This window comes from Pedobacter sp. R20-19 (genome assembly GCF_000708265.2).
GTDB lineage: Bacteria > Bacteroidota > Bacteroidia > Sphingobacteriales > Sphingobacteriaceae > Pedobacter.
This window is the reverse complement of the sequence record NZ_JCKI01000009.1, coordinates 167,760-190,678: the sequence shown is the minus strand read 5'-3', so window position 1 is coordinate 190,678 and position 22,919 is coordinate 167,760. Positions and strand designations below refer to the sequence as shown.

14 protein-coding genes are annotated in these 22,919 nt (G+C 39.2%); 8 read left to right on the top strand and 6 right to left on the bottom strand.

Annotated elements, in window-relative coordinates; genetic code table 11:
- Window positions 1–10: 10 nt before the first annotated feature.
- From AN34_RS20000 to AN34_RS19985, 4 genes are all read right to left on the bottom strand, one after another.
- Window positions 11–2,509, bottom strand: coding sequence for a phosphocholine-specific phospholipase C (locus AN34_RS20000; RefSeq protein WP_029288599.1), 2,499 nt, complete (start codon window positions 2,507–2,509; stop codon window positions 11–13).
- A gap of 18 nt (window positions 2,510–2,527) precedes the next feature.
- Complete coding sequence (locus tag AN34_RS19995; protein WP_029288597.1) at window positions 2,528–5,668, bottom strand: TonB-dependent receptor; 3,141 nt, start codon at window positions 5,666–5,668, stop codon at window positions 2,528–2,530.
- 187 nt (window positions 5,669–5,855) lie between these two features.
- Entirely contained in the window at window positions 5,856–6,851 is a 996-nt protein-coding gene (locus AN34_RS19990) for a FecR family protein (RefSeq protein ID WP_029288595.1), read from the bottom strand.
- A 52-nt stretch (window positions 6,852–6,903) separates the two neighbouring features.
- Window positions 6,904–7,449, bottom strand: coding sequence for an RNA polymerase sigma factor (locus tag AN34_RS19985; RefSeq protein ID WP_051666754.1), 546 nt, complete (start codon window positions 7,447–7,449; stop codon window positions 6,904–6,906).
- A gap of 600 nt (window positions 7,450–8,049) precedes the next feature.
- On the opposite strand from AN34_RS19985, the gene AN34_RS19975 reads away from it, so the two are divergent.
- From AN34_RS19975 to AN34_RS19940, 8 genes are all read left to right on the top strand, one after another.
- A complete protein-coding gene (locus tag AN34_RS19975; protein ID WP_304437657.1) occupies window positions 8,050–10,362 on the top strand; it encodes a TonB-dependent receptor in 2,313 nt (770 codons plus the stop codon).
- 2 nt (window positions 10,363–10,364) lie between these two features.
- Entirely contained in the window at window positions 10,365–11,528 is a 1,164-nt protein-coding gene (locus tag AN34_RS19970; protein ID WP_029288586.1) for a PepSY domain-containing protein, read from the top strand.
- Between the two features lie 125 nt (window positions 11,529–11,653).
- The gene (locus tag AN34_RS19965) at window positions 11,654–12,247 is read left to right on the top strand and encodes a TetR/AcrR family transcriptional regulator (protein ID WP_029288584.1); all 594 of its coding nucleotides are present in this window, start codon (window positions 11,654–11,656) and stop codon (window positions 12,245–12,247) included.
- Between the two features lie 54 nt (window positions 12,248–12,301).
- Window positions 12,302–13,363, top strand: coding sequence for an efflux RND transporter periplasmic adaptor subunit (locus AN34_RS19960; RefSeq protein ID WP_029288582.1), 1,062 nt, complete (start codon window positions 12,302–12,304; stop codon window positions 13,361–13,363).
- A gap of 10 nt (window positions 13,364–13,373) precedes the next feature.
- Window positions 13,374–16,484 carry an efflux RND transporter permease subunit gene (locus AN34_RS19955; protein WP_029288580.1) on the top strand — a complete coding sequence of 1,037 codons (3,111 nt, stop codon included), beginning with the start codon at window positions 13,374–13,376 and terminating at the stop codon, window positions 16,482–16,484.
- A gap of 11 nt (window positions 16,485–16,495) precedes the next feature.
- Window positions 16,496–17,785, top strand: a complete 1,290-nt coding sequence (locus AN34_RS19950; RefSeq protein ID WP_051666752.1) for a TolC family protein — start codon at window positions 16,496–16,498, stop codon at window positions 17,783–17,785.
- 274 nt (window positions 17,786–18,059) lie between these two features.
- The gene (locus AN34_RS19945; RefSeq protein ID WP_029288575.1) at window positions 18,060–18,956 is read left to right on the top strand and encodes an AraC family transcriptional regulator; all 897 of its coding nucleotides are present in this window, start codon (window positions 18,060–18,062) and stop codon (window positions 18,954–18,956) included.
- A gap of 89 nt (window positions 18,957–19,045) precedes the next feature.
- Entirely contained in the window at window positions 19,046–20,047 is a 1,002-nt protein-coding gene (locus tag AN34_RS19940) for an aldo/keto reductase (RefSeq protein ID WP_029288573.1), read from the top strand.
- 396 nt (window positions 20,048–20,443) lie between these two features.
- On the opposite strand, the gene AN34_RS19935 is transcribed toward AN34_RS19940, so the two are convergent.
- Together AN34_RS19935 and AN34_RS19930 are read right to left on the bottom strand one after the other, a co-directional pair.
- On the bottom strand, window positions 20,444–21,598 hold the full coding sequence (locus AN34_RS19935) for a PepSY domain-containing protein (RefSeq protein ID WP_051666751.1): 1,155 nt from the start codon (window positions 21,596–21,598) through the stop codon (window positions 20,444–20,446).
- Between the two features lie 46 nt (window positions 21,599–21,644).
- Window positions 21,645–22,892, bottom strand: a complete 1,248-nt coding sequence (locus tag AN34_RS19930) for a DUF4374 domain-containing protein (protein WP_029288570.1) — start codon at window positions 22,890–22,892, stop codon at window positions 21,645–21,647.
- Window positions 22,893–22,919 lie beyond the last annotated feature (27 nt).

The following is a 22,919-nucleotide window of genomic DNA, read 5'->3' as shown; positions in this document are numbered from 1 at the left end:
TAATTAAATGCTATACCACACCACCCATTAACGGATCGGTTTTGCCAACACGACCAGTTTCTACCCTTCCGGCAAAATGTTCCATGTATTGATCTTTACCTTCTACGCTGATACTGAAATCATACCAGTTATAACTTTTTGTTAAATCAACCAGCTGGTTCGCTGTACTTTCTGCAGCCACCTTAATCACTTTATTTCCAGTCTTGTAACTTAAATCCTTAAGCGTTACAGCAACAGCCTGCCGACCCGTATTTTTGATTGTTAAAACAATATTACCACTTAATTTCCCTGCCTGCTTTTCATAAGCACAAGTCACCAATATTGCAGGGTTATGTTGATCGCCAGCAAACTCCCTCAAAAATCCGTTTGGACCATGAACTTTTAAATGATACTGCCCATTTTCAAAATCTGCCAGCGCAAATTGATCCTTTAATTCATCACCAGCTTTTACGGTATAATCCCATACTTTTAATGGTTCTCCTTTAAATGGCTTCATACCATAAACAGTAAAAGCAGAACCTGCAGCCTTTTTAGCAAAGGCAGTATTGGCAGCATTCAATTGAAGTTCAAAACGATCTCCTTTGAGCGTGCCATTAACATAAAGTTCATAAGGCAATGCACAGGCAGCCCTGATTCCTTTTTCCTGCTGAGGAAAATAAGGCGAAAGGCGATGATCCGTATTGATTACACTGATTTCTTCCTGACTTAATTTCCTGTAATTATCCGGAAGTTCTTTAAATTTAGCAGAATAGATGGTTTGCATGAAAGGTTTCTTCTCCATTAATTTAGGCTGGGTAATCTTTTCTCCGTTGTAAGGTCTGAACACCGAACTTAAATCGCCACAAACCGTTCTCCTCCACGGGCTAATATTCTCTTCCATTATTTTTTTATTGTACTTTTTCTCCAGGAAGTTTTCCAGAAATTGAAGTGAAGAAGTATGATCAAACACTTCAGAGCATACAAAGCCGCCACGGGTCCAGGGAGATACAATTACCATTGGCACGCGATAACCTAAACCAATCTGGCTTTCTCTGATGTTGCTTTCTTTTGTAGATGGATTGGTTTGCTGATCTTTTGCTGCATAATCCAATAAGGTATCAATTCCTTCCGAAACTTTCCCTGCGTTTTCTTTAAAAGGATGTGGTGGCACAAAAGGGGGCACATGATCAAAATAACCATCATTTTCATCGTAAGTCATGATAAAAATCGTCTTTTTCCACTGTTCAGGATTTTTGGTCAGGATTTCCATCACTTCACTTACAAACCATGAACCAAACCAAGGCACACCCGGATGATCAGAGAAATTAGCCGGTGTCATTAACCAGGAAACAGTAGGCAATGTTCCACTATCCACATCTTTACGGAATTGGTGAAGAATATCTCCTTTTGGAATATTCAGTTCTCTTTCCACACCGTTTTCATCATATTTCAAGGGGCTTAAACGGTGAAAATCAGGATCATTTGAATTGATTCCAAAAGCTTTAGCATTTAAGTTTTTTGCCTGATCAGATAAGGCCGCATGGTTTTCCATGGTATACAGTTTCATTTCTTCCTCTGTTTTTGCCAACAGTTTCCGAATGGCTTCCACTTTAGTCCGCTCCTCATCAGTAAGTTGCTCTTTGGCAGAATCTGCAATTTGTTTCAGCAACAGCTCTTTCTTTTCAGTTAGGTTAGCAATTGCTCCAAGGTGCAAACGAACGTTATATTGCTGGAAATATTCCATCACATTGGTACCGAAATTGCTCAACCATGAACTTTCTTCTCCATTAAGACCAAAGCCCATGGTTAATTCATTTTGGTAAATTTTCCATGATACATCATTTTCCTCCAAGCGCTCCGGAAAGGTTTTCCAGTTTAAAGTTGGCTTGTCGTAATTGTTGTTATTCCATAAGTGCGCTACACCTTCTGGCTTATTGCTTTCCCTTACCGTTCCTGTCATCCAGTAAAAACGATTGGGATGTGTTCCTGCAATAACCGAACAAAAATTCTGGTCGCAAACGGTAAAGGCATCCGCCAAAGCATAGTAAAAAGGAAAGTCTTCCCGCTTGCAGTAGCCAATGGTAAGCGGCATATGGGCATAGGTAGGTTTATATGCCTTTTTAACATCCAGCCATTTATCATACTTACCGCCATTTCTCGCATCTGTCTGGTCGGTCCAGTTGTGAGGCGTAGAACCCATCCAGGCAATTTTGGTTTCCTTAATGTTCAGGTGCCATGGTGCATAGGTTTCTCCTTCTTTGTTAGATTGAAGCCAAACCTTATTCTGATTGGCTAAAGTAATGGCTCTCGGATCATTAAACCCCCTTACCCCTTGCATCATCCCAAAAGTATGATCAAACGAACGGTTTTCCTGCATGAGGAAAACAATATGTTCTGCATCATAAAATGTACTGCCAATAGCAGGATCAATGGCAAGTGCCTTTTGTATTGCCGGCGGCAACATACCTGATAAGGCTGCGCCTCCTGATAGGAGGGCTGCCTTTTTTATAAAATCTCTACGGGTATCCATTATATTTTATTTATTATTTTAAAACGAGTATCTGGCACCAAGTTGTATCTGGTACGGCGTACCTGCTGCCTGCGTAACACCAACATTTTCATTCACACGGTATTCATATTGTTTTTTAGCCTGATCAAAACGGGTAACCAATAGCAGGGTTTGATCGCCAAGGTTGTAATTTACACCCCATTTTTTATTTAAAAGGTTAGCAAAGTTGAAGGCATCAAAACTTAGTGTCAGCTTTTGGTTTTTATAGGTTTTAAAATCCTTTTGTAACCTGAGGTCGAAGGTTCCGGAGAAAGGATTAACCCCACCATTTCTGTTTGCAATTTTGCCAAGGCTCTTTAGAATATAATCTTTTGCCCTGTTATCCGGATTATTTAAAACTTTTTCCATTGATGCTTTAACGGATGCACTGGTGGCAGGATTGTTCGGATCAAAAACAAAAGCCAGGTCATTATCATTACCAGGTCCACCAACGAAATCGCCGTTCAGGTCGGCATCAACCGTCATGGAGTAACGCGTACCGCCAATCCCTCTAAAAGTTGCACCCAAAGAAAAGCCTTTCCATGTTGGCGTGATTCCATAAACCACCAGTTTGTTCCGGTATTGGTTATCTGAATAATCGATTGAGGTTAAATCTCTTGGGTCAGATTTAACGGGCCTGAAGGTTGAGGTATTGGCCACATTGCCATTATAAGAAGAATTATCCTTCGCATCGTTTAAGGTATAACTCACATTCAGGTATCCATCTTTCAGGTAGCGGAAACTGGCATCTAAAATCATGGCTTTCTGTTTCAATTCGGCACCATTGGTCAGCATCAAAACCCTGCCCACTTCATTTGTTTTTCTGCCCAATACATTATTGGTTGTACCTGATGCTGTTATAGAAGCTGCCGGAACAAAAACACCACGGTTTTCTTCATTGGCCAGGGTAAAGTAAGGATTGTCTACCAGGTTTCTATCCAGATAAACATAATTGTTTTTCGTATAAGAATATAAGAGGTTTATCCCTAATCTCAACCGATCGCCAATGATTTTATTGTAACTTAAATTGGCTTTAAAAATGGATGGCATTTTAAGGTTTGGATCATTGAGGTTAATGGTTGATACGTACGGTACACCTGCAATAATCCCCGGCGCAGAAGATGGATTTCTGCGGTAGGCAGGAAAATCAGGAATAGGTACCAGGCTTGCACCTGTAGCCGGACGTGAAACATCGATGGAGGCTACCTTCGTTCCACTATTCTGGATGTTATTTACCTGCGCATAATTCACCGGGTAAGAAGAGAACAATCCACCTCCAAAGCGGATAATATCTTTTTTCTCTCCAGCAATATCCCAAGTTAACTGAATACGAGGTTGAATTTTTCCGGCATCGGTGATTTTGCTGTCGGTTCTTAAGCCCAAAGTACGTTCTACAACAGGGTTATAATCTGCCTGTGTTAAAAAGCTGGTTACATCATAACGCAAACCAAACATGGCATTGATGTTTTTGCTAATGTCAAATTCAACCTGTCCGAATAATGAAGCATTCAAAATATATTGCTGCACAGATGGTATCCCATTTATTGGTGCTTCCCTCGCATATCTGGAGGCATTCAGGTTATTAAAATCGGCCAGGCTGTTAAAAATAAACCGACCATTTTGTTCACTGGAGATATAAGTATCCATATAAGTCAGCGTATTATCGGTACCAAAGGTGAACTTATATTGATCCACCGTGAGGTATGACGTGTTAATTAACTGAAACTGATTTTCGAGATTATTCTCCGGATAAAAACGCTGGCCACCCAGTTGTACGGTTTTACTGCCCAAAGTTCCGTTAGGCAATGTTGATCTAACCGTTACAATCGCTCTTGGAATATTATCAGCTGGCAACTCACTGTTTGGCACATAATTACGGGTGGCAGACTGATATTGGAGCTTAAATTCATTTAAAAATGTTGGCGTAAATTGTGAACGTAAGGCAACAAGTGTGGTATTTTCCCTTGATTTAAAATCTCCCCAAACCTCATAAAGGTTAATGTTGGAGTTATCGCTGTTACTTACCGGGTTTAACCAATCGCTATAATTATTACGGATGGTTAACCTGTGTTTATCATTAATCTGCCAGTCTAAACGGGCAAAAAAAGTATTGGCGAGTGTTTTACGTTTAAACTCACCAGTTTGCGGACCACTACCCAGACCGTATTTTGCTCGGCCGATATTAACCACACTATCCAAAGCACCCTTGCTGATTCCGAGTGAAATTTCATCATCACTATTTTGAATATCAGCAATAAAAAATGGCATGGTTTCATCCTGACGATCGAGTGCAGTAAAGAAATGCAGTTTATCTTTAATGATTGCACCACCTAAACTAAAGCCATATTGGTTGGTCGTAAATTTCTGCGTGCGTTTGTTTCCCCTGATGTCATACGGACTGGCGAGAAAATCAGACCGGTAATAATCAAACACAGAACCTGTAAGCGTATTGGTTCCAGATTTGGTTACTGCACTCACCGTACCTCCACCTTCTCTACCCCTACTTACATCGTATACGTTTGTAGCTACTTCGAACTCACGAATGGCTTCAAGTGATAAGGAATAAGGCCCGCTACCAATAGCTCCTGAAGTCAGGTTATTCCGGGCACTGGCTCCATCAATTACATAATTGGTTGATGAAGCACGTTGACCACTAATGTTGGTTCCGTTGGTGGTTGGCGCCAGAGCAGAAAGGTTATTAAAGTTCCTGTTTTGTGTGGGCAATTGTTGAATATTCTGTGAGGTGATGGCAGTACTGGAGCCCAACCGATCAATCCGTTTCGTTAATGAATTGGCACTTACCACCACATCATCCAGGTTGGTATTCGATTCCTGCATCTTAAAATTGGCCACAATATTATCGCCTTGGTTCAGGACAAAATCAGATTTGACCTGCTTAGGATATCCGATAAAACTTACCGTTACCGTATAAGGCTTACCAAGTGGCAATTGAATCAGGTTGTATAAACCATCTTTATTGGTTGACACTACTGCACGAAATCCGTTTGATTCGTTGCGAACCACAACAGATGCCCCTGGTATGGCGGCCCCATTCTGATTAACCACTTTCCCTGATATGGAAGCATCAGTAGATTGTGCCATGGTGTTGAAACTAATTGTGGTTGCCAAAAAGAATGTCATTACATTCAATAGAATTAATAATAAAAGATTTATTTGCTTTTTTTTAAAAAACTGGTAATAATGTTGCATATTTAAATTGCTTTAATTGATTTTTCGGAATTGATTAATAAGGACTGCACTGCTTCAGTGCTTTCCAGGCCGGGTTTCTATTGCAGTAGAAGTCCGGCCTTAATTTTTAGCGCTTAACTCATCTGCCTGTTTTAATAATTAGTGATTGATTTGTTAATTGATAGTTTATACCTGTTTTTAGTGCTAGTGTTTGAACGGCGTCTCCTATTTCAGGTTCATTAAAAGCAATGGTATATTTTAGTTTCTTTTCATTACCCAATAGTACTTTCACGGGTATGCCATATTGCCTTTCCAATGCCTTTCCAATCTGAATTAAATCCATATCTTCTAGTTGAAGATTTTTTCTAGAAGTCCAGGCCATCAGGTTTTCCACACTTCCACCTTTAATAACCATAGCATGCATCTGCTCATTAAAGTTCAGAATTTGACCTTTTATCAGTCCGGCACTCAACAACTGAGATCTGTTTTCATTCATTTTTTCAACTCTAACCTTCCCGGCATTTACAGCAACCTGGTAGCCATTTTCTCCAGCATAGCTGCGAATGTTAAATGAGGTACCTAATACGGTAGTGATGTAATTTCTGGTTTTCACCTGAAATGGCTTCCTGGCGTTAGGTTTAACCTGAAAAAATGCCTCACCATGTTCTAGCTGAATTTTGCGAATATTAGAAGTATTAAATCCCTTAGGAACCTTGATAACAGTTGCGGCATTCATCCAAATCGTAGAACTATCAGGAAGCATAATTTTCTTTACTTCGCCGTTTCGGGTTTCGTAAATTCGGTAGGTAACCTGATTTTGTTGTTGGGCGTGTTTTTGGGTAAATATTAATAATGAAGCCATGCTGATCACCACCAAAACTGCAGCAATTTTGATATAGCGATGCCGATACCAATGGATAGTATTTTGCTTTTCAATGCCTGCAAGTATTTCGGTAAAAAGAGATTCCTCTAATTCAGCCTTTGATGTAGCATCCAATAAAACCTGGGGTTGATGTAGTGCAGTTTCCTTTTCATTGAACCATTTTTCAATGAGCTGCCTTTGTTTATCCCCAAGCTGGTGCTGTTGAAATTTTTTGAACTGCGCCGAAAGGAATTTATTTACTTTGAATTTCATGCACCTATAAAGCGCACAAGTACCCGGAAAGTACTTTAAAATAAAGTTACCATTACGTTAACTTTATGCGTTTTCGAAGCCTGTTCAGTGCTTCCGAAATATTATTTTTTACGGTTTGTTCAGATAGTGATAGTTCTTTGGCAATATCGCGGATGGATTTGTTTTCATACCTGCTCAGCTGAAAACATTTTTTCATACTCATAGGCATTTTGATCATCTCCACCTCGATGGTAGCGTTTAGTTCTTTGGTAATAAAGAGATTTTCAGGATTCTCCACTGAATGCAAGTCTTTGGCCAGCAGCTCCATTCCATCCAACCTTACTTTGTTTTTTCTAAAAAGGGATATGGTTTCGTTTCTGGCTACTTTAACGAGGTAAGGCATTAAACTATCACCAATGATTAATTGATTTCTATTTTTCCAAACCACAATAAATGTATTTTGAACGATGTCTCTGGCTTGTTCATCCTCTCCGATCATCCTGCAAACAAAGGCAAATAATGCTTCCCAATGCCTGTTAAAGAGATTACGAAAAGCTGTTTCATCCCCAAGACATAATGCTTCCAGAAGTTGTTTGTCAGTTTTATGATTGCTTACCATTGGTATTACAAAATTACCAAACAGGGTATTAAGCCAATATTAAGTGTGTGTTGCTAAACAGTTTTGTTACGATACCCCAATCTGGCTGGTAGGGATGAATAACCCCTATCCGCCTAATGGCACCTTTCCCCTGAAAGGGAAAGGGCGATAAAATAAATCCAACTCTGAAAAATCGTCATTCCGACCGTAGTGGAGGAATCTTTGAACCTTGCATCCAAATTGATAAGCCCCTATCCGCCTGTCGGCACCTTTCCCCTGGAAGGGAAAGGGCGCAAGAAAATAACATTTTTCGAAAATGACCCATATCGTAAAATCAAACATTAACTTACGAAGTTTCAAAGGCCATTTCTGGTGGGAGAACTTCGTCAGTTTTTATAGATAGCAAGTTTACCCTATCCGCCTAACGGCACCTTTCCCCTGAAAGGGAAAGGGCGAAAGTAATTCACAAAAACAATTTGTATTCAGTCTAAATAAGAATATATTTGCAAAAAGTTAATTAACAAAGCAACTCCCTTATTTAAGCCATTACTCATAATGTTTAAAAGAAACTGTTCCTATTTATTACGTTTTAGCACATCGACTCTTCTCCTCTCTTTAATATTGTTTTTACTTTTCCCACTGCATTCCATCGCACAGCAAAAGGATTCGCTTACGGCGATTTTATCGGGCACAGTAAGTGATACAAACGGGCAACCATTACCATACGCAACAGTAAGTATGAACAATGGAAAAAAGAGTCAGACTGATATCTCCGGTAAGTTTATTCTAAACGCTTTATCGTCTGGTAAATACAGCATATCCATCAGCCTTATTGGCTACGAAACTTTAAGACAGGATGTTGTACTTACAAATGATTCAACCCTTAATGTCGCTTTCTTGCTTCAGCCTGCAAATTCGCTTAATGAAGTCATTGTAACAGCAGGAAGAAAAGCAGAGAGTTTAAAAGATGTTCCTTCTTCGGTGACCATTCTAAATTCACGTGATGTGAAGGAACAATTAAACGTCAATCCATCTGTTACCGCCATACTTGGTAATACTGTACCCGGACTTGGAACATCAAACAATAAGGCCACCAATGCCGGGCAAACCCTTCGCGGCAGGCAGGTTTTAGTTTTAATTGATGGCATTCCCCAATCTACTCCTTTGATGAATGGAAGCCGTGATATCAGAACGCTTGATCCAGCTGTTATTGAAAGAATTGAAGTAATAAAAGGCGCAACCTCTATTTATGGAAATGGATCTGCAGGAGGTATCATCAACTTCATCACTAAAAAAGCTGCTGTGGATAAAGCACTCAGCGGTACCTCAAGCATGGGAATTAGTGGCAATTTAGCGCATCCATCCAATACTTTAGGCTATCGTTTCTCCCAAGGTTTTTCAGGAACGTTAAACAAGTTTTCTTATGTGATTAATGCCACTTATAATTATACAGGCGTACAGAAAGATGCCAAAGGCAATGTGATTGCGCAACCTGATGGCTTGGGAGAAAACTCATTGTATAATGCCTTTGTTAAACTTGCTTACAAACCGAATGATCATAGCGAAATCGTGGCTTCTTATAATCTTTTCAGAAGTGTTCAAAACAGCGATTATGTTAATGTAGTAGGCAAATATGGTGTTACTCCTTCAATAGGACAAAAGGGTGATGACCCTGGTGAGGCAGCCGGTACACCATATAACCATAATGCTTTAATTTCTTATCGCAACAATGCCTTACCCTTATCAAGCAGTCTTGATTTATCGGCCTATTACAATGGATTTGTTTCCATGAACCGCTATGTTGCACAGGGAACAGCCTGGTATGGGCCTGGTCAAACAAAAATACAGTCTTTCAAAAAAGGGATCCGGCTAACCTTAAACACCCCATGGAAAGCCGGAAGTTTAGGAAACGGTGAATTAACCTATGGACTGGATCTTTTAAATGACCGTACCAATCAAATTTTAACAGATGGTAGGGTGTATATCCCTGATATGAATATGCTTAATGTTGCGCCATATGCACAAATGAAATTTGATATCTTCACCAACTTCATCCTTAAAGCAGGCATCCGTTATGAAAACGCTACGGTTAAAGTGAAGGATTTTAATACCATAGCCCGCGGGCCTAACGGACAAGGTAGTATTCCGGTTACCGGAGGAAAAATCCCTTATCGTGCCACTACTTATAATGCTGGTTTAAGGTATAATAAATATGAAATATTCAATCCTTTTGTCAGTTTTTCGCAGGGCTTTGCCATTAACGAATTGGGTCGAATCTTAAGAACAGCCACCAACAGCACACTGGAAAGTATTGCCACTGATCCGATTATCACCAATAATTATGAAGCTGGTTTCAGCAGCAGGTTAGGCATTTTGAATGTAACAGCAGCCTACTTCATCAGCACTTCAAAACTAGGCGCAAACCTGGTAGATGTGGGCGGCTTTTTAGTGCCACAGCGTGAGCCGGAGAAAATAAAGGGTTATGAAATTACGGCAGATTTAAACTTCAGTCCGCAATGGGCACTTGGAGGCAGTTATTCTTATACGGAAGGAAAAGCCGAACAAGCCAATGGAACAAAAGTTTATATGAATGGATTGCGTATTGCCCCGCCAAAAGCAACCGCTTATCTAACTTATCGCCCCGTATCAGCACTTGATTTAAAATTATTCTGGGTTTACACCGGAAGCCGTGATCGGTTTAATGTTCGGGCAAATGGCCTGTTTGCCAATAGTGAAGGTGATGTAAAAGAAGTAAGTCTTTTTAATCTTTCTGCTGGCTATCGCTTCAGTCAGAAATGGTCTGCAGGTTTAGGCGTAGAAAACCTGCTAAACAGTTCTTATTATCCTGTGGTGAGCCAATACCGGGCAATAGATGCAGAATATGTTCGTGGCATTGGTGCAACCATGAGCTTGAACCTAAATTATTCCTTTTAGAAATGCTAAGAAAAACATTCTTTTGGTTACATAAATGGATCGGCCTGATCACAGGTCTGATTGTTTTTATTGTGAGTGTAACAGGCTGTATCAATGTTTTTTCTGATGAGCTTAAAGAATTTTTCTATAAGGATCGATTATATGTCGAAAACCCACCAAATGATCGCTTTTTAAGTTTCACTCAACTTCGGGATGCCGCACAGCACGCCCTTAAACCAAAAATTAAAATATCACGTGCAGAAATTTATCCAGGCAAAAACCGCAGCTGGGTATTTAGGGCTTCTGCGACCAATAAAAAGGCCTTCGGCTATTGGAAGCAGTATAAATATTATTATCGCGTATACATTAATCCTTACACAGGCAAAGTAATATATGTAGAGAATACCAAAAATGAATTTTTTCAGCTAATCTTGAATTTGCATATGAATTTGTTATTAGGTGATTCCATTGGTACGATGATTACTGGAATAGCCGTGGTCTGTTTTTTTGTTTTACTGATGACTGGCCTTGTATTGTGGTTCCCCAGAAAATGGACGAAGAAAGGATTCAAAAAAGGGCTTATGCTTCAGCCAGGTGTAGGAAAAAAGCGCTTCAATTATGATTTACATAATGTATTGGGATTTTATGCCTTAATCCCTGCTTTGCTAATTTGCATTACAGGTCTGGTTTTTGCGTTTTCATGGGCAGATCAATCGGTGCAGTATGTGGCAAATGGTGCTAAAACCATCAAAAAGAGAAGCATTCCGAAATCAACACCAAACATTAATTATCCCGCTGGATCAACGAATTATGTAGTAAGTAATTTATTGAAGAAACATAATACTGCTGATCTTTTTTCCATCCGCTTCAGAGAAAAAGAAACTGATCCACTTGATGTGCAGGTGAGATTAGCCAAAAACCGCACACACCTTTTTGAGTGGTATTATTTTGACCGTAACACCGGAAAAATGCTCATGCATTATAACGACAGAAATGTTATTGGTGGCGAAAAATTCAGAAGTATGAATTACGACTTACACACTGGAGCGTTTGCAGGGATTCCTTCTAAAATATTAGCATTTATCATTTCCTTAATCTGTGCTTCCATGCCGGTAACGGGCCTTATCATGTGGTATAATAAACCAAAGCCTAAAAAAAGAAAGGTCGCATATAAATTAATTAAGTAAAGAACATTGCGTAGCGCATATAAAAATTAGATTCAGCAGCCAAATGATCTACCTATTGATTTAAAGGAAATAAAATAATTCTATTTTCTTTTTGAATATTCGACATATATCGTATTTTTGTCGACATGAAAGGTAATGCACCCGATGAAAGTGTAAGAGATAGTATTATTGATGCTGCTACAAGCGTATTTGAGCGCTATGGTCTTCATCGTGTTTCCATGCATGATATCTCTGCGGCCAGTGGAATGGGAAGAAGCTCATTGTATCATTATTTCCGTAATAAGCTTGAAGTATTTGATGCGGTTGTTCAAAAATTAATTGGACAAGTTTTCGTAAATGCGAAGGCAGAAATTGTTGAAGCATCGACACTTGCAGTAAATATTTCTAAATATGAATTGAAGAAACTAGAAGGTATTAAGGCCATGAGTCGAAAATATCACCTGGCTCTTATCGATCTGAAGCAAGACCCAGCCTTATTGTTAACCAAAATGAGGATTGTAATTGAAGATGAGACTAAAATACTGAATGATTTAATTAACCATGCCATCGAGCGGAAAGAAATTCTCCCATTAAATGTTGAAGACAGGATTTTTTTAGCGGAAACAACAGTGATGATTTTCAGAAGTTTTGAACAGGAAATTTTAATATTTGATCGTTTTCCCCAAATGGAAGCTAAATTATCCTGGCTGGTTTCAATTTTTTATAAAGGCCTTCAATAGACTTTTTTTTGCTCAAATTATCGACAAAAATACACAATATGTTAAATGTTAATCATGAATAGAATCAATTATTTAATCACCGGGGCATCATTTGCCATACTATCCGGTATTGTAGGTTGTTCCAGTAAAAAGGAGAATAAAGCAACTCAAGACACCATAAATGTAAAAGTTATACAGCTGGGTTCAGCTGCTGGAGATAATGCACAATCCATCGTTTATAACGGAACACTTCAAGCCAATAAATCAATTGATTTAAGTTTTCAAGTCTCCGGAACCATAAAAAGCCTCGCTGTTCAACCTGGTGATTTTGTAAAAAAAGGACAGTTAGTGGCCGCAATAGATGAAACAACTTACCGCAGTCAGTACCAGGCCCAGGCGGCCCAGGCTAAACTCGCTGAGGAAAATTACAAGCGCACCAGAACTGTTTTTGAAAAAGGAAGTATTGCAGAAATTAAAATGCTTGAGGCTAAATCTAATTTTGACCAGGCTGCGGCAATGGCTAAAGCGACCTATCAGAATATAGCCCACACTAAATTGTATGCACCTGAAAGCGGATATATCGGAGAAAAGAATGCTGAAGTAGGTGCAACCGCCTCTCCCGGACAGCCAATACTTAAGTTATTAGATACCCGATCTGTTGAGGTCCTGGTATCCGTTCCCGAAAATGAGGTAAACCGTTATCAAACCGGCGATAAAGCAACAGTGCGAATAGAAGCTTTAAATAACGAGGAGCTGGAAGGGCGCATTTCTGAAATTGGCGTATTGTCGTTAAATAACAGCGCTAACTATAACCTCAAAGTAAAGCTTGATAATCCAAACCAAAAGCTTCGTCCCGGGATGCTAAGCAAAGTTGTATTTAATAGCAAAAGCCATCATGATCATGCCGGTAGCAGTGAAATTGTAGTGCCTTTTCAAGCTGTCCAGGTAGATGAAAAAGGTAACCAATATGTATATGTGGCAGGATCAGACAACAAAGCCAAAAGAAAACAGGTCAAAACTGGTGAGCTTTACATTAATGGAATGGCCATAAAAAGTGGCTTGGAAAGCAATGAGCGCCTGATTACATCTGGATTTCAGAAATTAACTGATCAGTCACCTATTGCTATCAGCAAATAAATCAGGCAAAATGAAAACAGAAAAAAACAGCATGATAGAATGGGCCATACAGTATAAAGTGCTGCCCCTAACACTATCTCTTGTTCTGGTACTTCTGGGTATTTTAGGGTTATTTAATATGCCACGTAATGAATTTCCCGATTTCACCATCAGGCAGGGTGTGGTTATGGGCATTTATCCTGGCGCATCGTCTGCACAGGTAGAAGAACAGCTAACCAAAAAAGTAGAAGAATATCTTTTTAGTAATAACGAAGTAAATAAGACTAAAACTTACTCTTATTCACGGGATGGTATGATGTATATTTTTGTTGAAGTATCAGAAAATGTAAACAGTGCGGATACCAAAGCATTCTGGAATAAGATTAAAAATGGCGTAATGCTATTACAGGCTCAGTTACCTAAAGAGGTACGCGGAATAATGGTGAACAGCGATTTTGGAAATACCTCAGCCCTGCTCCTTGCCGTAGAATCAAAAACACGGCCTTATAAGGAACTCCAGAAAAATGTAGAAGACATTGAAGCTCAGCTTCGGCATGTAAAGGATGTAGCTAAGATTTCACACACCGGAAATTTAAATGAACAAATTGCCATTTATGTAGATAATAATAAGCTTTTACAAAATGGAATATCTCCGGGAGCATTGATTAATACCTTACAAAATGAGGGTGCCATTAGTGCAGCTGGTACTGCTGATGGACAAACGATTGATCGTCCAATTCACCTCAGTAGTTTTTATAAAACAGAAGCCGACCTGGCCCAACAGGTTATTCGAAAGGATAATAATGGCAATATTATTAAACTTGGCGATCTGGCTACCATTAAACGGGAATATGGCGATCCTGATAGTTACATTACGGCAAACGGAACTAAAAGTATCATCATTTCTCTGGAAATGATCAATGGCAAAAACATTGTAAATTTTGGTAAAGAGCTGGAAGAGCAACTGGATAAAGTAAGCGCTAGACTCCCTTCTGATATCAAATTGGTAAAGCTTGCCAATCAGCCCGAAGTAGTAAACGATTCCATTACTCATTTCATGAAAGAGTTTGGGTTTGCGCTAATTGGAGTTGTGCTTGTAGCGTTGCTGCTGCTTCCATTCCGGGTTGCTGCCGTAGCGGCCGCTACCATTCCAATCACCATTTCAGCAACTATAGGCATCATGTACCTCTTTGGCATTGAGTTAAATACTGTAACCCTTGCCGCACTAATTGTGGTACTGGGCATTGTAGTGGATGATCCGATTGTTGTTATTGATAATCATGTAGAGAAGATTGATCATGGCATGTCTGTTTGGGATGCGGCCATTGGTAGCGCCAAAGAACTGTTCCCTTCAGTATTTACCGCAACACTTGCCATATCAGCTACATTCTTTCCGCTGATGTTTTTTATGACCGGAACGGCTAAAGATTTTATCAGTGTTTTTCCGATAACGATATCCATCGCATTATTTCTTTCGCTGATTATCTCCATGTTACTGGTACCCTATTTCAATACATTATTTATTAAAAAAGGTCTCCATAATCCTAATCAGCAGAAAACAAAAAAATCAATGCTTGATTATCTACAGGATTTCTTTAATAAGCATATTGGTAACGCCATTAAGAACTATAAACTAACTTTTTTATTTGGAATAGGCTCTATTATAGTAGGCGTTATTTTTATGGGTATGCTGCCACAGCAACTTTTCCCTACCATAGATCGTAACCAGTTTGCGATAGAAATTAACTTACCTGCCGGCTATAACCTGAAAGAAACCGACAGTGTGGTTAAAAGCATGGAAAGGATCATGAAAAAGGATGAGCGCATTGTTAACTATACCAGTTTTATCGGCAATAGTTCTCCCCGGTTTCATACCGTTTACGCTCCAAATCTGCCAGCCAAGAATTACGCCCAGATATTGGTTAATACAATCTCAGAAGATGCCACGGTAGCTATTATCAAAGAATACACACAAAAATACAGTAATAAGTTTCCTTCGGCCTATGTGCGAATGAAGCAGCTTAACATGGCTTCTGTTCCGGCACCTATAGAAGTGAGAATATCTGGAGACAATATCGCAGCGCTTAAGAATATAGGGAACAAGGTGATAGACATTGGAAAAAGGAACAATCAAATCATTTGGGTAAGAACAGATTATGATGAAATGCAGGAAGGTATTCATTTAGATGTTAAAACACAGGAACTTGCCCGATTAGGTCTAACCAAAAGTGATGTGGCCAATACCATTGCAATGAATACCGATGGCGTTGATGCAACCCGTGTTTGGGAAGGTAATTATCAGATTGATGTGAAGGTAAAAGGACCCCAGTCATCTAATACCAATACATCAGATTTATTGGATCTGAATATCCCCTCGCAGCAAACTCAGGGAACCGTACCCCTACGCCAGGTGGCAGAGATTAAGCCAGACTGGAATGAAGGTCAACTGGTACGCCGGAATAGTATCCGCACACTTACCGTTCGTATGGATATAGCACATGGTGCTGTTGCAAATGGCGTACTGGCTACCATGCAGAAAGACATTGCAAAAATAAAGCTCCCAAATGATGTTGAAATTAGTTATGGCGGAGAGTTGGAAATGCAAAACGAAAATCAGGGACCTATGGGAACGGCACTGGGAATGAGTGTGATACTGATTTTTTTAATTTTGATATGGCACTTTAAAAAATTAAAACATGCCTTATTGAGTATTACCACAATGCCATTATCACTTTTGGGTGCGTCTTTCGGTCTTTTAGTTACAGGATATCCTTTTGGGTTTACCTCATTTTTAGGTCTGCTGGCATTATGTGGAATTGTGGTTAGAAATGGAATTATACTGATTGATCATGCAGATGAGTTGAGGAATGAAGGCAAAACCGTTTTAGAAGCAGCCATTCTTTCTGCTGAGCGCCGCATGCGACCAATCTTTTTAACCTCATCGGCAGCAGCAGTTGGTGTTACCCCAATGATCATTAGCGGCTCGGCATTATGGGGACCATTGGGTACTGTAATTTGTTTTGGTCTGATGATCTCCATGCTATTAACCTTATTTGTATTACCAACCTTATACTGGTTATTTTTTAGAAAAGAAGACGAAGTAAATAATGAAGTAGAAATCACGCAGCCTTCATCTAATTAAAAATTATTAACATGAGAATTTTCATTTTTTTTATCATATTATTTTTATCAAATGGTGTAATAAAGGCACAGCATGTGATTACACTTGATCAAAGTTTAAAGGCAGCAAACGCCTATAGTAAAGCCATTAAAAATGGCGAACTGGGTATAAGGTCTGCAGAAGCAGGTGTACAATCTGCCAAATCATATTACCTGCCTAGCGTAAGTGGTTTGGCTTTAGGCTTATATGGCTTTAAAGATATTATCCCACCAATTCCATCGCTACTTGATAAAGGAATTAATAACGTATATACCCTTGGAGTTACCGCCACCCAAAGCATTTATGCAGGTGGTAAGATACTCACCAGTAACCAACTGGCGGTACTTAAGTTGCAGGCAAGTAAAATTCTTGCCAGGCAATCGGCTGATTCTGTATTATTGCTTACCGAGCAAAAATATTGGAATATAGTAAACTTACAGGAGCAGCAAAAAACCATCCGGGCAAATGAGGAATTACTCAATAGCTTGCTTAAATCTCAAAAAGACCTACTCGCTTCTGGTCTGATTGCAAAAAATGATTTGTTAAGGGTTAAAGTCCAGTTGAGCCAGTTACTGGTGAACAAAAGCAAACTCGACAATGGGCGCATGCTTGCCTTGTTTGATTTCTCGGTATACACAGGTTTGCCTTACGATTCTTTAATGGTGATGCAAGACACCCTGAATAAAACCAAACGACCAACATTGCCTGCCAGTAAGGCTGATACTACGCTGTCAAATCTTTACAGCTATCAGTTACTCGCGCTTGACGTAAAAAGTAATGCCTTGCAAACCCGGTTAGAAAAGGCAAGTAATTTGCCAAGCCTGTCTGTTGGTCTAAGTGCATCACAGGCCGGATCATTTAACGGGGCTTTTAAAAGTTCATTTTTGCCAATCGGATTTGCCACGTTAAGTATCCCACTATCAGAAAATTTATGGGGATCAAATCGCCAGAAGATTAAACAGCGCAAAATAAGTGAGCGAGTTTCTCAAAATAATTTTAACGACGGGCGCAATCAATTGCAGGTTAATATTATGAAATACTGGTATGATTTAAAAGATGCCCTCACCCAAATTGATTACGCAAATGATAACCTGATTCAAGCGTCAGAAAACTTAAAGATAAACAGAGATAATTATAAAGCAGGCCTGAATAGTATCAGTGATGTTTTAGATGCACAAGCATCATATCAGCAAGCAGAAACCACTTTAAATACTTCATTTACTGATTATCAGGTTAAGCTCGCTGCATATCATTTTGTAACCGGTAAAATTAATAGCAGGTAATATCTTCTGCCATTCTATCCCTACTCCCCTTCTTAAAAGAATAAGGGGAGTAGGGCATTCTGGGCTTGATTCCTATCCGCCTATCGGGCCCTTTCATCTGAAATAGAAAGGATGATTAAAAAATTTACTGAAGCGGATAGCATGGTAAAGATAAACCTCCCTCTTTTAATAAAATCGATTATTGCTTCATATAGGCCTTTGAAAAACGTAGTTATCTTTTGATTTTTGCACGTATCAATTTCCAATCATTATTTGATTTTTATAAATTTACAATATGATACAAGCGGAGAGTGTAAGTGATTTTTATAAAAGATTACCAAGCCATGCATCAACAAATGCTTCGTCTGGCAGTGCAGGCATTGGCCATATTAATGTGTTCAGCAGGGAAACCTGTTCAGTAGTAAGTCCTTATAGCCGACGAGATTTTTATAAGGTTTCGTTAATTATTGGTCAGGGCAAAATCTTTTATGCAGATAAATGGATCCAAATTGACAGACCTGCATTGCTATTTACCAACCCGATCGTACCTTATTCCTGGGAAGCAGAATCTGTGGAGCAGTCGGGCTGGTATTGCCTTTTTACGGAAGATTTTATTCAGCATAGCGAGCGGGTAAACAATCTCCGGGATTCTCCATTATTCAAAATAGGCAGTAATCCAATATTCTTTCCAGATGAAGCTCAACTGAATGAAATTTCAATCTTATTTCAAAAAATGCAGTCAGAAATGGCTTCAGATTACCCACATAAGTATGATGTTATCCGCAGCTATTTACACCTGCTGATTCATGCGGCGATGAAAAACAACGCAGCTACCAATTTTCGTACTTATTCTAATGCCTCCTCCAGGGTTTCTGCTTTATTTCTGGAATTACTGGAAAGGCAATTTCCAATCGATTCTCCTGCACTTATACTTAAACTGAAAAGTCCGGCAGATTTCGCCGCATCTTTATCTGTTCATATCAATCACCTCAACCGGGCGGTGAAAGAGATTACCGGAAAAACCACTACAACACATATTGCTGCGCGTATTATTATGGAAGCCAGGGCTTTATTGCAACATACCGACTGGAACATTGCTGATATTGCTTATTGCCTTGGTTTTGAGTATCCATCTTACTTTACTTTGTTTTTCAAAAAACATACCGGGTTAGCTCCTACTCAGGTTCGTTAATTGGTTTGAATATTATAATGATCGGTTTGATCGTTATAAGCGAGCACATTGCTTCCATACCTACATTTGAAAAACAAAATTTAATCATCATGAAATATAGAACACTTGGAAAAACAGGCGAACAGCTATCAGCACTTGGTCTGGGCTGTATGGGAATGAGTTTTGCTTATGGCCCTACAGATGAAAAGGAAAGTTTAGCCACATTAGAAAAAGCACTTGATGTCGGTATTAACTTCTGGGATACTGCAGATATGTATGCGAACGGTGCCAATGAGGAACTGATTTCTAAAATACTGGTACCCAATCGCAATAAGATATTTATTGCAACAAAATTTGGATTTCGTTTTAAGGATGGAATTGCTGGCCCGAGCAATGCAACCGGTACTTATTTCGACGGCTCTCCTGCCTGGATAAAAATAGCTATTGAACAAAGCCTGAAACGACTTAAGATTGATACTATTGATCTTTATTATGCGCACAGAGTTGACCCAAATATCCCGATTGAAGAAACTGTTGGCGCAATGGCAGAATTGGTAAAAGAAGGTAAGGTGCGCTACCTCGGGCTAAGTGAGGCATCTCCCGCTTCCATCAGAAAGGCACATGCGGTACATCCAATTTCAGCATTGCAAAGTGAATATTCGCTATTGACCAGAGATGTGGAAAAGGAAATCTTACAGACTGTTAATGAACTTGGCATTTCGTTGGTGCCCTATTCCCCCCTGGCACGTGGTCTGGTAACCAATACGCTCAACGTTGACACCCTTGCCGATGATGATTTCAGAAGGACCTTGCCTCGCTATCAGCCAGAAAACATGGAGAATAACAATAAACTGGTTATCGGATTTTCTGCACTTGCAGCAAATAAAAATTGCACACCCGCTCAACTTGCCCTTGCCTGGGTTTTAGCACAGGGGGAAAATATCATACCTATTCCTGGCACTAAAAAAAGAAAATACCTGGAAGAAAATGTGGGTGCGATTGATGTTAACCTAACAGGTGCTGATCTTAAAGCTATTGATGAACTGATTAAACAATATCCAATAATTGGTGAGCGCTATAGTGAAGGTGCGATGAAGTTGGTTAATCATTAACAACTAAACCTTACCCTAAATTGGCGAAGTTTTTCAACCGCTCATGCCCTTTGAAACTTCGCAAGTTTGCTCAATCGACTTACGAAATTTTGATGGACTGTGCATGAGGAGAACTTCGTCAGTTTTCTGTCGATGAAAACTTTCTATTGAGGCCTCACCAAACGCCCTCTCCTTTGGAGGTGGCGTTTGTAAACAGACTTACATAAATAAAAATAAATTAAATCACCTACACAATAATAGGCTAACACAAGCGTCTTAATATGGAGAGCGTTAATTTAGATTTAAGGGGAATCGTCCATTGGATGATTCCCCTTTTTCTTTAATAATGAACGTAAAATGCACACATACTCATAATTAAAGAATTTTATTTTCTATGTATAAGTTTAATTTTGTGAATTAAAGCTTTTTAGTTTTCTTGCCCCATTTGCGATTATACCAGATGATAAAACCTGTTATGGGCAACGATGCACCCACCAAAGATGCCAACGCTGCAATGATTTTAGTGGTCATCCCACCGATAGTGCCAACATGGATATCAAAATTGGCCTTGTAAACCTTAGTTCCAAACGACAATTTTGACGAATCCATCTCTCCTACTTTCTGCAGTGTTTTTTGGTCGAATGCATACCATTTAGTTAAATCATTATGACCAGTTGTTGGATGAATATAAATCATAAAAACATCTTGCCGATCCTGCGGATACATCATCCTTATTCTACCTTCGCTTTTGAAGTGCTTCCAAATTTCATCTTCCGGGTGCAGATATTTTGATTGAACAACCGTTGTATCAGAAACGCTCTTTTTTGGGTATTCTACTTTTGGGTTGCCACCTGTAATCAACCAGTGATAGCCATGATCGAACCACTTAAAAGTAAATACGATACCGGTTACCGTTAATATGATGATAAAAATAAGGCTATAAAAACCCAGCGCATTATGCAAATCAATATTCAGGCGCTTCCATTTGGCATTCCATTTAATTTTAAAACTTTTATTAAAGGTAGATTTATTCCATTTAGATGGGTACCACCAGATCAGGCCGGTGATTAATGTAATCAGAAATATAATGCAGCAACTGCCAACGAAATAGCTGCCAAAAGGCCTCGGAAGCCAAAAAAAACGGTGCCCTGATCTTAAGAAGTTATTAAAGCTGGCAATTCCCGTTTCAGTCGTCCGGTGATATAGTATGCTTGCCGAATATGGATTAATGAAAAGCTCCTGATATGCACCATCTTTTTCGCTAAAGTAACCGATAACGCTGCTTTTATCTCTTGTGCGGTATTCGAGTTTATAGATTACAGCTGAATGATTTTGCTGTATGCTATCAATATATACTCTTCCGGCTTCCGTTAGTTTTGATGGTTTCAGAAATTCCATTTGCCGCTCAAGGATGTTCTGACCGGGCGTAAATGCATCTGTCATTTCATCTCTAAAAACCCAAATTGCAGCGGTTAAACAAACCACAAAAACAACTATTCCTGAAAACAGACCTAACCAGAGGTGTAACCAGTTACTGATTCTTCTAAAAAGTGATTTATTTTTTTTCGACATGAAATAAAAGGGAGCTGATTACGCTCCCTGGCAATGAGATGAGCGTTTACTTTATTTTGTAAAGACCGTTTACACCATCTATATCATTAATCTTTATTCCTTTGTTAACAGCCCCTGTTGCACTATCATAATTGTAGAGATAAAAGTTACCATCTATATCCTTAGTATTTACCGGAAAGTAAATCTTACCATTATCAGCAAGAATATTTGGAGCAGTGGGTTGGCTTTTAGCTAAAGGCACATTCAATTTGGTGATTGATCCTGTTGCCATATCCACAATATGAAACTCTTGTGTATTGGCAAATCCATAAGAATTCCAGGTTGGAGCCAGATCCATGCGAATTCTACGAACCAGCAATTTCCCATTACCAGCATAACCACCACCTAAAATAGGGTCACCATTTAATTGAGCGGAAAGGTTTAAAAAGTAAGTCGGATCCACAACCGATGTTCCTTTCTTGATTCTATAAATACCATGTGGCCTATCCCAGTTTTGCCCAACCATTTCAAATGGAGCTGTTAAAATGTAAAGATCATCGTTATAAACAAAAGTCTTTAAAACACCATTACGGTCATTTCCAGGAACGGTAGAACGCGTATCTTCACTGTAAACAGGGTTACTTACTGAGGGATAATCGTAAACAGCAAAATATGCCGTACCCGTTGCCCAGTTTGTTTTACCCGCTTTTACTGCGGCAGGGTAATTATCATCTCCATAATAATAGCCTACATGAATTTTATTATCCTTTACATGAACGAAACCTACCATTGCAAAGGTTAATCCTGCTTTAGCTGGCAAATTGAAGTTTCCTTCTTTTGTAACAGACATGCTTTCTACATTAAGAATTTTATAATCACCTCCAAGTGAATAAATTAATAGCGTATTATCATCTACCCAATAATGGCCATAACGATACCCGTTTGCTAATACAAATGGAATCGATTTTACATTTTGCATGGTTTGGTTCACATAGCTGAATTTGGTTAAAGTATTCTGACTGGATTTATAAGAATAATAATTTCCGTTTTTGGCAATGAAGGCGAGGAAACCCGGCTCCACACTGGTTACATTTGCGCCGTTACCGATAAATGAAGCTTCTCCGGTACTCAGTGAGCCATTTTGTAATACGTAAGTGCTGGATGGATTTAAAAGGAAACCGCCAATACCAAAAGTGCTTTCGGTAATAATTTCTGGCTCATCTGGCGAGGTACTTTTTTTACAAGACTGAAAAGTCAGCCCCAAAAAAAGAATAGAGAGCATGATTAAAGAAGACTTGATTGTTTTAGTTTTCATGAATATTGAATTGAATAGTAAATAATT